Here is a 13,378-nt window from a genome sequence, read left to right as displayed (position 1 = left end):
CACAGCATCGTAATATCGCCACTTACTCTCTTTTAACCGGACTTAGACAGCTCCATGACACAGACTTTCTGGCTCATCGCCGCCGCACTGATCATACTCGCGCTGGTTTTTATCATCGCGCCGCTGTTTTTCCATCGCTCGGGCCGTCGCGCCGAGCTGGATCTACGTAATCAGAATCTGTTGGCTTACCGCAGCCGCATGGCGGAACTGGACCGCGAGTTCGAGGCGGGTGCCATGGATGAGGACAGCTACCGGCAACTGAAGGAAGAGCTGGCAGGCAGCATGCTGGATGACGTGCCGGATGCCGACCGGGGTGTGCTGGAGTCTCCGGCCCAGGTCAGTAGTGGTAAGAGCTCCGTTATTGTTGCCCTCGTCAGCCTGGTGTTGATTCCTGCCGCTGCGGTTTATCTGTATCAGCAGTGGGGAGCCATGGACAAGGTTGAGCAGTTCCGCGCGATGCAGGAAATGATGGCAGCGGATGGAGACCGGCTGGGCCAGATGCAGACACTCACTGCCCAGTTGCGGGAGCGGCTGGAAGAAAACCCGGACAATACCGACGGGTGGGCAATGCTGGGTCGGACCTATATGCGCCTGGAGCAGTATAGTGATGCGGCCTGGGCCTTTGAGCGCCTTGCCGACAGTATCGAAGATGATGATAAAGGCAAGGCGGTGGCCTGGGGACTGTCCGCCCAGGCGCAGTTTTTCCTGAGCCAGGGGGGCATTACCCCTGAGGTCTCCGAGGCCATCGAGAAAGCCAGATCGCTGAATCCCGATGAGGTAAATTCGCTGGGTTTGCTGGGAATCCATGCCTTCAGCCAGGAGAACTACGAAGAAGCTATACGTTACTGGGAACGCATTGTTGAGGTAGCACCGGACCACCCCCAGATCGGTTCCATTCGTCAGGGAATCGATCAGGCCTATCAACGGCTTGGGCTCGACGCGCCCGGCGGGGGAGCGGACGTTGCAACGGGACCGGGCGTGACAGTTCGGGTCGAGATTGCAGAGGCATTCCGCGATGAGGTGCCGGATGACACCACCCTGTTTGTTCTGGCTCGTAGTGCCGAAGGGCGGGGTGGCCCTCCGCTGGCGGTTGCGCGTCTGACGGCGGGGCAGTTGCCGCTGGATGTGCGTCTGGATGACCGCTTCAATATGTCACCTGATGCAAAGCTTTCCGATGCCGGCGAGGTTCGTGTGCAGGCCCGCCTGTCACGGTCCGGGAACGCGCGGGCCCAGGCCGGCGACTGGGAAGGCAAACTGGACGAACCGGTACCGGTTACTGCTGACAGCGACGATGGGCCGGTCACTCTGGTGATCGACACCCAGCTCGTCGAATAGTCCCTCAGCTGCTACCAGTTCTCAGGCTGTCCGGATAAAGCGGCGGCAGCCGCTCTTCGGTAGTGTTCGAATGGGCAGCGCCGCGAATCCGGATCAGTGTTGTCACCAGGCGGTCACCATCCCATGGCGCAGACGCCTGCTGTTCTGGCGTTCCAAACAATCGCTGCTGCAGATGCTCAACCTCGGCAGCCAGCTCCTTGTCCTCAAGGAACCGGTTAACGTCCATCATGCTCCGGAATGTCTGTTCCGGATGCCTCGCTGTCATCCAGCTCACCAGTAATTCGGTCGTTTTGGGCGAGCCTGCCCGGGCCGCTTCGCACAGGTCCTTGAAAAGGGCCTTTTCACGAATGCTCCGGGGATTCTCAGTTTCTGGTTTTGGCCGTGATCTCCGTTTGGATAACCACCAGGCTGCCAGGGTTGCCAGCCAGACGCCCAGAAGCAGCAGTGTGGCCAGCGGCCAGAAGCCGGAATCCTGCCCGGTTGCGGGCGCCTTCTCTTCGCCTCCCTCGCGGTCTGCAGGAGAGGCGTCCGGCACTTGGGCCGAGCTTGATGGTAATGTCTCAATCTGTCCGGGAATGGCGTCAATGGTCAGGGTTCTGGCAGGAATCACGGCGACTTTCTCGGTATCACTCTCAGTATCCCACCAGGGTATCCGGATTTCAGGCAATACCAACTGGCCCGGTTGGACCGGCACCAGCGCCGTCGTCTGTGTCAGTTGGGATGCCAGCCCCTCACTTCCCGCGGTCGTTGTGCGTTCTGGCTTCTCCGGATAGGCACGGATGCCGTCGGGCATCTCGTCCGGAAAGGGCGGCAGGGTTTCAGAGGGAAGTCCGTCAGCCTGCAGGTTGAGGGTTCTGGTCAGGTTCTGGCCTGCCTTCAGTGTCTGGTTTTCCGGCAGCCCGGACTCCGTCAATTCCAGGTTGCGTGCCGGCAACCAGGTATCTCCGCTGAAACCGGCGGGTATTCCCCTTACCGGCACATCAAACAGAGTGGCATTGTCCCGAAGGAATTTCAGCTGGCCCTCGGAGTTGCGGGCCTGACCTTCAAACCGGATGGGCTGCAGGCTGAGTTGTCCTTCCCTCTGGGGGAAGATGGCGTATCGACGTTCCACCACCCGGTAGCGTACGCCGTCCCTGTAGCGGGTGTATTCGTTCTGCTTTCCCAGGGACTCCACAATGGCGTGGGGGTGTTCGGGTTCGGACAGTTCACCACGTATGAGATTGCCGCTGAAGAACAACCTGATCGTGAGGACCAGTTGCTCCTGCACGTAGACTTCGTCCTTGTCTGCGGACAGCTCGATAAAGCTGTCCCTCGACGCATCCGCCTTCTGGTCGGGCGGTGCGCCACCAATAACGTTGATAGTGATCGGGTCGGATTCCGCCTCACGGAACCGGAGAGCCGGAATAGTCAGCTTTCCGGTGGTTCTGGGAGCCAGTTGATAGGTCCAGGTGATTTCGCCACTCATTTCGTTATTGACGGTGCGGATGGAGTACTGCTGATTGCGGGCCAGAATCCTGAAATCGTCCTCTACCTTCTCGATGTCCGGTTTGGGCAGGCTGGACATGTCGAAATCAAACAGATTGCCCAGATTGATATCGATCTTCGTGGTGCCTTTCACGGTAAGGGTCAGTACTTCACCTTCGTACAGTCGGGTCCTGTCAGGTTCGACAATCAGGTCGTTTGCAGCCATGGCCTGTCCGGCTATGGCCACAAGCAGCGCTATCAGAACAAACGGATAGGTCAGCCGGCTTACCATGGTGTATCGCCCTCGTCAGATGGTGTTTCCCGTTCCTGGTACTGTTGCAGGAATTTTCGGCGCAGCAGGCCGCCGGGGTTGTCCGGAACGCGTCTGAGCCATTGCTCCTGGCCCTGGCTCAGTGGAGAGGTTTCCAGTTCTGCCGGTGTCGGCGAGTCCCGGCTTTCGCCTTCAGCTCCCTCAGCGCGGGGTTGGTCTTTCTGCCCTTGTGATGGTTCCTGCTCCTGGTTGTCGCGGTCACCTTCCGACTCGCCATCCTGTCGCTGGCCACTCTGTTGTTGATCGCCGGTCTGATCGGACGAATCGCCCTGCTGGTTCTGGCCATCCGTCCCGCCCTGGGAGCTCTGCTGGCTGTTCTGCTGGCTGTTCTGCTGTTGCTGGTCCCCATCCTGGTCTGAAGATTCCTCACCCTCACCACCAGACTGGTTCTGCTGTTGTTCCAGTAGCTGTTTCACCAGGTCACGATTGAATCGGGCGTCCTCGTTATCCGGATTCTTTTCCAGCGCCTCTTCATAAGCCTCCAGCGCCTGTTTCAGCTCCCCGGCACGCGCCAATGCGTTACCGCGATTGTATTCTGCCGATGGGGTCTGGGCCCGGGAAAAGGCTTTTGCCGCACTCTCATAGTTGCCATCCCGGTAGAGGGCGCTGCCGCGCCAGGCGGGATCATCCAGTATCTGTGCCGCGCGGCCGGGATCCTTTTCAATCAGTTCCGGCGCCCGCTGGTCCTGTCGTGACCAGAGGCTGTCCCAGTCCAGAGCCATGGCCGGTCGGGGTGTCAGTGGCAACAGGGTAAACAGCATGATCATCATCGCACCCCGGCGCCACCCGATGAGAGCCAGCGGTGCTACCAGCCAGAGCAGCCAGTAGCCATCATCCTGCCAGCGTTGGACTGTCAGGTCCCTATCACTGTCTTTCCAGTCTGCCGAGTCGATGGGGCGGAGCTCCAGCGCGAGAATGTCTTCGTCGGTGATGGTGAGCTGATGGCTCCGGCCACCGTTCCTGTTGGCCAGGGCCTCCATGGCATCGGGGTCGGCGCGGGTAATGACGATGTCACCGTTGTCCTTGATGAATCCCTGGCGCGCCAGCGGTATGGGGCCACCCTCTTGTGTGCCAACCGTCAGGGTGCTCAGGGCAAAGCGGCTCCCTGTCATCCGCTCGGTGACGCGTTCCCCAAAGCGCTCTCCAACGTCGTCTGCAATCAGTAACAATCTGCCATTGCCGGGGGCTCCCTGCTCCAGCAGTTCCAGGCCGCGTTGGATACCCAGATCTGCGCGGTTTCCGGCGGCCGGCATGATCACGGGTTCGAGCACGTCCAGCATACCCTCGATGGTGTTGCGGTCATCCGTCAGTGGTGTGACCACGTGGGCATCCGCTGCATATACCACCAGTGCTGTCAGGGCCCCTTCCCGGGCCTTGAGAATGTCGCGGATCTTGCGTTTCGCCATGGTCAATCTGTCCGGTTCCACATCCGTTGCCAGCATCGACAGCGACAGATCCAGCACAATCACCAGACTGTCGTCCTGCTGCTGTAACGGTGTGGGTGCCTGCCGCCAGGAGGGGCCTGCAAGCGCGATTGCCAGCACGACAAGGGCTGCTGTCGCCGGTAGCATGGGTGATCTGGGGCGGGCTCCGGCAGAGCCTGTCTGACTGATCATTGGGCGCAGCAGTTTTGCCGGAATGATTCGGCTCCAGCCACTGTCGCTGTGAGAAAAGCGCCGCAGAATCAGCGGTAACAGTGCAGCAGCCACCAACAGCAATAACCACAGCGGGCGGAGGAAGTGAAAATCAGTCATTGCCTGCCTCCTGTGCCATGGCCGTGCGCCTGTGGCCAGCCAGTCTGAGGCCCTGCATCAATAACCATATCAGGGCGGCGAGGCCTGCCGGCCAGACGTAAAGCTCGGTTACCGGCCGGTAGTGCTTGCCCTCCAGTTCTATGGGCTCGAGCTGGTTGATGCTCTCGTAGATCAGCTCCAGCTCGGGCAGGCTGCGGGCCCGGAAATACTCACCGCCGGTTTGCTGGGCTATCCGTTTCAGTAGCTCTTCGTCGAGATCACGGGAGGGATTGACCCGACGGGAGCCCAGCAGCCCCCGCTGCACCATGGATTCGGCGCCAATACCAATGGTGTAAATGCGGACGCCCGCGGCCCGGGCAATTTCTGCAGCTTTGTCGGGCGCAATCTCACCCGCCGTATTGGCGCCATCGGTCAGCAGGATGACCACCCGTTGTTCCTGGGGGCGGTCGCGAAGGCGCTTGACCGCCAGGCCCAGGGCATCGCCGATGGCCGTCGCCCGTCCCGCCATGCCAATGCCGGCTTCGTTCAGTAGCGTTCGTACGGTTTCCCGGTCGAAGGTCAGGGGTGCCTGGATATAGGGCTCGGTGCCGAAGAGCAGAAGCCCCAACCGGTCGCCTTCACGGCGCTGGATAAAGTCGTCCAGTACCCGTTTGACTGCCTGCAAGCGGTTGATACTTCGGCCCTGAATGACCATGTCCTGCTCGTCCATGGAGGGGGAGATATCGACTGCCAGAAGCAGATCGCGTCCGCTGACCGGCAGCTGGACCTGCTCCCCGACGTGTTGCGGCCGGGCCAGCGCCAGCACCAGCAGAAACCACACCAGTAGCAGTACCAGTTGCTGCCAAAGGGGAGCCCGATTACCGCTGCGGCTGACGCCGGGCAGGTCAGACAGCCAGTGGCCAACCGGAAATACCGGCGCCTCCACCGACGGGGCCCTGCGCCTGCGCAAGCGCAGCAACAGCGGCAGCAGGACCAGTAACAGTAACCAGGGATAGGCAAAATTCAGCATTTCTGGCCTCCCAGCCATACCCGTGCGAAGGCAATGGCGTCCTCTGGCCGACACCCTGGGGTCGGTTGCCAGGCGCTGTTGACCATGGCTTCCACCACCGGCCGCTGGGCCACCCGGTCTTTCGGGCTGGTCTCGAGCAGGAAGCGGATCCAGGGCTCACCGGACAGGGATTCCGGCACCCGTTCCGGATAACGCAATCGCGCTGACTGCTTCAGGAGCCGGTTCAGGGCGGCAAACCATTCATTGTCCGCCGAAGCCGTCTGTTCCAGCCGTTGCAGTTCCTTCTTCGCGGTGACGAGCCATTGGTTTTTGCGGCGTTTCCGCCTGATCACAACGAATACCAGGACGGCCAGTGCGATGGCGACAAACAGCAGAATCCACCAGCCCGGTGCGGGAGGCCAGAAGCCTCCCGGTTGTGGAAGGTGTATGTCTCTGAGCTGGCTCAGTGGATCCTGTTCCATCATGGGCTTCAAGCGGTCCTGTTATCCGATATGGCCACGGGGGCCGAGCAGAGTCTGCAGCACCAGCGCCGGCTGGTCGCTGGTCATGACACTGGCCGGTTGCACGCCGGCGGTCCGGAAGCACTCACCCAGTGCTTCCGAATGCTGTCGTACTTTTTCGGCATAGGCCTGCTGGAACCGCGGATTGCTGCTGTCGAACCACACTGGCCCATCATCGCCGGCGATAGCGAAGTGTCCACTGTCCGGGAGTTTGAGCTCCAGCGGGTCAATGACTCTGAGTGCGCTGACAGTGTTGTGGCGTGCCAGCGACCCGAGCAGTCGTGATGTGTCGGGGGTAATGTTGAGAAAATCACTGATTACGAAGATCCTGCTGCCGGTATGGGCGACCCGGCGGGCCTCCTGGAGCGCGGTATCCAGGTCCGCCCTGGTCCCGGTTGGCTGGTGCGGGCTTTCCCCGTCGCTCCGTGAAATCCTCTGCTGTCGTGCCACGGTATCAAGGAGCCTCAGCACCGATTTCTTGCGGCGGGCAGGGCGCTGAACCGTCAGTTCGTGGCCGTTGAATACAATACCACCCACCTGATCTCCGGAGCCGAGGGCCAGCCACGACAGAATGCCAGCCAACTGCGCGCAGCGGACCTGTTTGTAGGCACCAGTGCTGGCGAAAAACAGCGACGGGCCCAGATCGCAGAGCAGAAGCACCGGACGTTCGCGTTCCTCTTCATAGAGCTTGGTATGGGGCGACTGCCGGCGCGCGGTGACCCGCCAGTCGATGCTGCGTATATCGTCGCCGGGCTGGTACTGACGTACTTCGGCAAAAGCCATTCCACGGCCCCGGCGAGGGGAGCGCTGAAGACCCGCCTGACGGGATCTGACCGGCCGTGCTGCTGGCAGTTTCAGTGCACGGGCGTCGGCTTGCAGACGGATCAGGCCGGGCAGTGAAATATGGGTGGCTGGCTCGGGTGCGGTCATGGTCACAGTGTTCAGGCGGTTACCGGAACGCGATCGATCAGGCGCTGGATGATGGCATCGGCCGTCATACCCTCGGCTTCCGCTTCAAAGGTCAGCAGGATGCGGTGCCTGAGGACGTCGAAGGCGATATTACGGACGTCATCCGGGCTGACGTAGTCCCGTCCCTCCAGCCAGGCCATGGCGCGGGCACAGCGGTCCAGTGCAATAGTGCCCCTGGGGCTGGCGCCAAAAGCAGTCCAGCGGGCAAGTTCCGGGTCCACAGAGGAGGGGTCCCTGGTTGCCAGCACCAGCGCCAGCAAATACTGTTCAACGGGCTCTGACATGTAAATGTCTGAAACCTCATACCGGGCCTCAAATACCTGATCTGCTGTCAGGCGGACTTCAGCTGCGACCTGTCCATGCCGGTAGTCGTTTCTTGCCAGATGCAAAATGGCCTTTTCAGCCTCGGCGGAGGGGTAGTCAATGACCACATGCATCAGGAACCGGTCAAGCTGGGCTTCGGGTAATGGGTAGGTGCCTTCCTGCTCGATGGGATTCTGGGTGGCCATGACCATGAACAGTCGGTCAAGCGGGAAGGTACGCATGCCGACACTGACCTGGCGCTCGCCCATGGCTTCCAGTAAGGCGGATTGTACTTTGGCCGGCGCCCGGTTGATTTCATCCGCCAGCACGAGGTTATGGAAGATAGGCCCGTGCTGGAACTCGAACTGGCCGGTCTCGGCGCGGTAGATCTCGCTGCCGGTAACGTCGGAAGGGAGTAGATCCGGGGTGAACTGGATGCGGTGAAAGTCACCTTCAAGATGGTCAGCCAGCGCCTTGATGGCTGTCGTTTTGGCAAGGCCGGGAGCTCCCTCCACCAACAGGTGACCATCGGCCAGCAAGGAAATCAGTAAACGGTCCACCAGTTTTTCCTGCCCGATGATCCTTTTTGCTAACTGAGACCTCAGCTCACCAAACGTATGCTGTAATGCCATGGGGAATGTCTACTCCTGGTGCAGAGACGGTTCGCGTAAGTAGTTGCCGCAGTTTTCGCATCTGTGGCGCAAAAATCAAGGCTTTGACTATGCTTATGTGACAATACGTCGATTACGTTTATTTCACACTCATAGAGGTTAACTATGAATGCACTGACAGTCGCCAGCAAGGAACAGTTTTTTCACCAGCTGGACGAGGCTTTCGCTGAAAAAATAGCGAAAACCGAAGCGAAGAAGATCAGTGAATTCGCCAAGCAGCATTATGCCCATATTCCTCTCGAAGAGCTTGTGAGTCGCCGTTTTTCCGATACCTACGGCGCCATCCTTGCGGCCTGGCAGTTTCTCCAGAAACGCACGGCCGAAGAAACTCCGGTGTCGGTTTTCAATCCCGATCTGGAGAGTGACGGCTGGCAATCAACGCATACGGTTATTTTTATTCTCCACCCCAACATGCCATTTCTGATCGATTCCCTGAGGATCGCGATCAACCAGCGTGAAATCGGCACGCACTCGATTCAGCATTCGATTCTTCAGGTGGAACGGGATGATCAGGGCAAGCTAAAGAAACTGCATCCGCCCAAGAAGAAGTCTGCCAAAGCCCGCTATGAAGCGCTCATTGTTCTGGAAATTGATCGTCACAGCAGCCCCGAGGATCTGAGCTCACTTGAGGAGGCGCTGCAGAATATCCTTCATGAAGTGAGGATAGCGGTCAGTGACTTTCCTATTGTGACCGACAAAGTCAATGAAATCAGCCGTGAACTGGATGGTACCACGGCCGGCATTGACGAAGAGGAGAAGGAAGAGGCAAAGGCATTTCTGGAGTGGCTGGTCAGGGATCATTTCACGTTCCTTGGCTACGATGAGTACGATTTCGTCAAGGACAACAAGGGCCTGGTGGTTCGTCGCGTGGAAAATTCCGAGCTGGGTATCCTTCGCGTTAACAATGAGCGCCCGGACAAGGTACGGCTGAACGAATTGCCCCAACGCACGCGGCATGAAATGACCCGTACCGATGACATTTTCATCTTCGCCAAGTCTGCCCAGCGTTCGCGAGTACATCGGCCGGCGTATCCGGACTATATCGCGGTCAAGAAGTTCAACAGCAAGGGGGAGGTTGTCGGGGAACGTCGCTTTCTGGGGCTGTATACAGCCCGGGTCTACAATGAGCGTCCTGATGAAATTCCCCTGCTACGGCGCAAGTTCCAGACGGTCATGAGGCGATCTGGCTTTCTCAGGAACGACTACGCTGGCAAGGAACTCGATCAGATTCTTACCGTGTATCCTCGTGATGAGTTATTCCAGATTGAACCCGGGGAGTTGCTGTCGGTAGCCAAGAGCATTCTCTACATACAGGAGCGTCGACGCATCGAGTTGTTCATGCGGGAAGATGTGTATGGCCAGTTCGTGACCTGCCTGTCGTTCTTTCCAAGGGATATCTACAACACGGAACTGCGCCTTAAAGTGGAGCAGGTATTGCACGACATGCTCGATGCCGAGGACATCGAATTCGTCACCCATTTTTCCGAGTCAGTGCTGGCGAGGGTTCAGTTCACGGTCCGTGTTCCCCAGGTGGAGAATCGCCAGCTTCCCATCTCCGAGATTCGCGAGAAGGTTATCGAGCTGGCACAGTCCTGGCGTGATGGCCTCTTGGAGGCGCTGAACGAGGCCTATGGCGAAGAGCGGGGCAATGAAATGTTCCGGCTTTATTCCGCCGGCTTTCCGGCCAGCTACAAGGACATGTTTTCACCCCGGCGGGCGGCCATAGATCTCGAGCATATTTCAGGGGCGGCCCGGGAAAAACACCTCACCATGAGTTTCTACCGTGCTCTGGAAGAGGATGAGAGCACCCTGCATTTCAAACTTTTCTATCCGGATGAGCCTTTGCCACTGTCGGACGTGATGCCGATTTTCGACAATCTCGGTTTTCGGGTGATCGGGGAACACCCGTTCGAAGTCAGTGACCGCAGCGACAATACCGTCTGGATTCACGATTTTACCCTGCAGGCCCATAGCGGAAAGGTGGTGGATATTCACCGCATTCGTCCCATCTTCGAGGACCTGTTCCGCCGTGTCTGGTATGGCGATGCGGAAAATGACGCCTTCAACCGCTTGCTGCTGTCCTCTTACATGAGCTGGCGGGAAATTGCGCTGCTGCGCACCTATGCCCGCTACATGCGTCAGATTCGATTCTCCAACAGCCAGACCTTTATATCCAATACCCTGGTCAACCATGTGGACCTGACACGCCTGTTGCTGGAGTTCTTCGAGGTCCGCTTCAATCCTGCGCGCTACCAGAGTGAAGGCAAGAGCAGGGCGGCGCAGCAAAAGCTGGAGATTGAGTTCAATGCCGGTCTTGACGAGGTGGAGAATCTCAGTGAAGACAGGGTTCTCAGGCTGTTTCTGGAATTGATGCAGGCGACTCTGCGCACCAACTATTACCAGCCCGACAGTGACGGCAAACCGAAATCCTACATCAGCGTTAAATTTGATCCATCGGAAATTCCGGACGTGCCACTGCCTTTGCCCATGTTCGAGATCTTCGTCTATTCGCCGAGGGTCGAGGGTGTGCATCTGCGTGGTGGCAAGGTAGCGCGTGGCGGCCTGCGCTGGTCAGACAGGTTCGAGGACTATCGCACCGAGATTCTGGGGCTGGTGAAGGCGCAACAGGTCAAGAACGCCGTTATTGTTCCGGTAGGTGCAAAGGGTGGCTTTGTTGCCAAGCGCCTGCCCGACATGTCGGATCGGGAAGCATTCCAGGCAGAGGGTATCGAGGCGTACAAGACCTTTATCCGGGGGTTGCTGGATATCACCGACAACCTTGTGGATGCCGGCATCCAGCCACCGGAGTCCGTTATCCGCCATGATGACGATGACCACTACCTGGTGGTCGCCGCAGACAAGGGCACGGCAACCTTCTCGGATATAGCCAACGGTTTGGCGGCTGAATATGGTTTCTGGATGGGGGACGCTTTTGCCTCGGGCGGCAGTAATGGCTATGACCATAAAAAGATGGGTATCACGGCCCGGGGTGCCTGGGTGTCCGTGGAGCGCCACTTCCGGGAGCTGGGCATCAACCCCGCGCTGGATGAATTCACCGCTATTGGTATCGGTGACATGGGTGGTGACGTGTTCGGCAACGGCCTGCTATGTTCAGAGAAGACGAAGCTGGTAGCGGCGTTCAACCACGTCCATATATTTATCGATCCGTCGCCGGATCCGACTCAGAGCTATAAGGAACGCAAGCGCCTGTTTGAACTGCCGCGTTCTTCCTGGACCGACTACGACACCAGCCTGATTTCCGAGGGTGGCGGCGTATTCAGTCGCAGCGCCAAGTCGATTCCGGTCAGCCCGGAGATGAAGAAGCTGCTTGGTATCAAGTCAGACCGTGTGCCCCCGAATATGCTGATCACTCATATACTCAAAACCCAGGCGGATCTGCTCTGGATCGGTGGTATTGGCACCTATGTCAAGGGTCAGAACGAGACCCATGCGGACGTAGGGGACAAGGCCAACGATGCCTTGCGCATCAACGGCTCCGAACTGAACTGCAGGATTGTCGGTGAGGGCGGCAACCTGGGGATGACCCAACTCGGGCGCATTGAGTTCGCCCTGAAGGGGGGGAGGCTGAATACCGACTTCATTGACAACTCCGGTGGCGTGGATTGCTCGGACCACGAAGTGAACATGAAGATCCTGCTGAACCAGGCGGTCGCCATGGGCGATCTCACCGACAAGCAGCGTAATATCATGCTGGAGGAGATGACTGACGATGTCGCCGCTCTGGTGCTGAAGAACAACTACCGGCAGACCCAGGCGATCAGCATTGCCAGCGTAGGGGCGGTCACCCGGTTGGAAGAATACCGCCGCCTGATGAACACCATGGAGAGCGAAGGCAAACTCAATCGCAGCCTGGAGTTTCTGCCTGACGATGAAACTCTCTCGGAAAGGAAGCTGGACAAGAAAGGGCTGACACGCCCGGAGCTTTCGGTACTGATTTCCTACGTAAAGGGCGATCTGAAACAGACGCTTATCAACAGTAGTCTGCCGGACGAGCCTCTGCTGGCGGGGGAAATGTACAAAGTATTCCCCAAGGATCTGACCCGCAAGTTTTCGAAGGAGCTGGGTGAGCACCAGCTGCGTCGGGAGATAATCGCTACCCAGATTGCCAATGATATGGTCAATCACATGGGTATTACCTTTGTCGAGCGACTCAAGCAGTCAACGGGTGCCGATGCGGCCTCTATTGCGCTGGCATGGATCATAGCCCGGGACGTGTTTCGCCTGGATACCTGGTGGGACAAGATTGAATACCTGGATTATTTCATTCCGGCCAGTTTGCAGATGGAGCTGATGGGCGACCTGATGCGCCTGATTCGGCGTGCGGTACGCTGGCTGTTACGTAACCGCCGCGCTGAACTCAGTATCCAGAGCCATATGGAACGCTTTGCTGACAGTGTCTGGAAGATCACTGCGGACCTGCCGGATTATCTCGGAGAGCAGGCGCGGGCAGACTGGAAGAGGCGGCATGATGAGCTCGTCGAGTCCGGGTTGCCCGAGGATCTGGCTTCGGTGGTGTCCGGTACCAGCTACCTCTACTCGTCACTGGGTATTATCGAGGCGAGGGAGGCAACCGGCATGCCTCTGAAGACGGTTGCCAATCTCTATTATGACCTTGGCGACCAGTTGGATCTGAACTGGTTTGCCAATGCTGTCGCGGCGTTGGTACCCGCTTCCCACTGGCAGGCGCTGGCGCGGGAGAGCTTCCGTGAGGACCTTGACTGGCAGCAACGGGCGCTGACCACCGGTGTTCTGAAGCTGGCTGATAAGCCATCCGAGGTAAACTCTTGTGTCGAGAGCTGGATGCAGCGGCACGCCAGTATGATCAACCGCTGGAAATCCATGCTTACAGAGCTCAAGGGTGTCAGAGAGCCGGAATACGCGATGTTCTCGGTGGCGCTGCGGGAACTGCTGGATCTGGCGCAAACCACCATGCATGAACAGCATGATGACATTCTGGCTCCGACCAGTTGAGCATTGCTTTATCGGGCTGATTGCCGTTCAATCCCCGCAACGTATATTTG

8 protein-coding genes are annotated in these 13,378 nt (G+C 58.6%); 2 read left to right on the top strand and 6 right to left on the bottom strand.

All coding sequences use genetic code 11. The features are described 5' to 3' along the window. Positions 1 to 54: 54 nt before the first annotated feature. Entirely contained in the window at positions 55 to 1,335 is a 1,281-nt protein-coding gene (ccmI, locus tag QPM17_RS02785) for a c-type cytochrome biogenesis protein CcmI (RefSeq protein ID WP_285388542.1), read from the top strand. 4 nt (positions 1,336 to 1,339) lie between these two features. Here ccmI and QPM17_RS02780 read toward each other — a convergent pair whose 3' ends face one another. Genes QPM17_RS02780 through QPM17_RS02755 form a run of 6 tightly spaced genes read right to left on the bottom strand, consistent with a single transcriptional unit; the run spans position 1,340 to position 8,297 of the window. Further along, positions 1,340 to 3,091, bottom strand: a complete 1,752-nt coding sequence (locus QPM17_RS02780; protein WP_285388540.1) for a BatD family protein — start codon at positions 3,089 to 3,091, stop codon at positions 1,340 to 1,342. Next, on the bottom strand, positions 3,085 to 4,884 hold the full coding sequence (locus QPM17_RS02775) for a VWA domain-containing protein (protein WP_285388539.1): 1,800 nt from the start codon (positions 4,882 to 4,884) through the stop codon (positions 3,085 to 3,087). Before QPM17_RS02775 ends, QPM17_RS02780 begins: the two co-directional genes overlap by 7 nt. Then, positions 4,877 to 5,893, bottom strand: coding sequence for a vWA domain-containing protein (locus QPM17_RS02770; RefSeq protein WP_285388538.1), 1,017 nt, complete (start codon positions 5,891 to 5,893; stop codon positions 4,877 to 4,879). Before QPM17_RS02770 ends, QPM17_RS02775 begins: the two co-directional genes overlap by 8 nt. After that, positions 5,887 to 6,357 carry a DUF4381 domain-containing protein gene (locus tag QPM17_RS02765; RefSeq protein WP_285388537.1) on the bottom strand — a complete coding sequence of 157 codons (471 nt, stop codon included), beginning with the start codon at positions 6,355 to 6,357 and terminating at the stop codon, positions 5,887 to 5,889. Before QPM17_RS02765 ends, QPM17_RS02770 begins: the two co-directional genes overlap by 7 nt. Positions 6,358 to 6,375: 18 nt before the next feature. Then, entirely contained in the window at positions 6,376 to 7,323 is a 948-nt protein-coding gene (locus QPM17_RS02760) for a DUF58 domain-containing protein (RefSeq protein WP_285388536.1), read from the bottom strand. Positions 7,324 to 7,334: 11 nt separating this feature from the next. Then, complete coding sequence (locus tag QPM17_RS02755) at positions 7,335 to 8,297, bottom strand: AAA family ATPase (RefSeq protein WP_285388535.1); 963 nt, start codon at positions 8,295 to 8,297, stop codon at positions 7,335 to 7,337. Positions 8,298 to 8,441: 144 nt separating this feature from the next. Between QPM17_RS02755 and QPM17_RS02750 the strand changes: the two genes are divergently transcribed. Continuing rightward, positions 8,442 to 13,328 carry an NAD-glutamate dehydrogenase gene (locus tag QPM17_RS02750; protein ID WP_285388532.1) on the top strand — a complete coding sequence of 1,629 codons (4,887 nt, stop codon included), beginning with the start codon at positions 8,442 to 8,444 and terminating at the stop codon, positions 13,326 to 13,328. Positions 13,329 to 13,378 lie beyond the last annotated feature (50 nt).

Origin of the sequence: Marinobacter azerbaijanicus (assembly GCF_030250645.1) — a bacterium.
Taxonomy (GTDB): domain Bacteria; phylum Pseudomonadota; class Gammaproteobacteria; order Pseudomonadales; family Oleiphilaceae; genus Marinobacter; species Marinobacter azerbaijanicus.
This window is presented reverse-complemented; position numbering and strand designations above follow the sequence as displayed.

Coding starts and splice junctions, on each gene's coding strand:
- ccmI (WP_285388542.1), top strand. CDS start 55: ATGACACAGACTTTCTGGCTCATCGCCGCCGCACTGATCATACTCGCG.
- QPM17_RS02780 (WP_285388540.1), bottom strand. CDS start 3,091: ATGGTAAGCCGGCTGACCTATCCGTTTGTTCTGATAGCGCTGCTTGTG.
- QPM17_RS02775 (WP_285388539.1), bottom strand. CDS start 4,884: ATGACTGATTTTCACTTCCTCCGCCCGCTGTGGTTATTGCTGTTGGTG.
- QPM17_RS02770 (WP_285388538.1), bottom strand. CDS start 5,893: ATGCTGAATTTTGCCTATCCCTGGTTACTGTTACTGGTCCTGCTGCCG.
- QPM17_RS02765 (WP_285388537.1), bottom strand. CDS start 6,357: ATGATGGAACAGGATCCACTGAGCCAGCTCAGAGACATACACCTTCCA.
- QPM17_RS02760 (WP_285388536.1), bottom strand. CDS start 7,323: ATGACCGCACCCGAGCCAGCCACCCATATTTCACTGCCCGGCCTGATC.
- QPM17_RS02755 (WP_285388535.1), bottom strand. CDS start 8,297: ATGGCATTACAGCATACGTTTGGTGAGCTGAGGTCTCAGTTAGCAAAA.
- QPM17_RS02750 (WP_285388532.1), top strand. CDS start 8,442: ATGAATGCACTGACAGTCGCCAGCAAGGAACAGTTTTTTCACCAGCTG.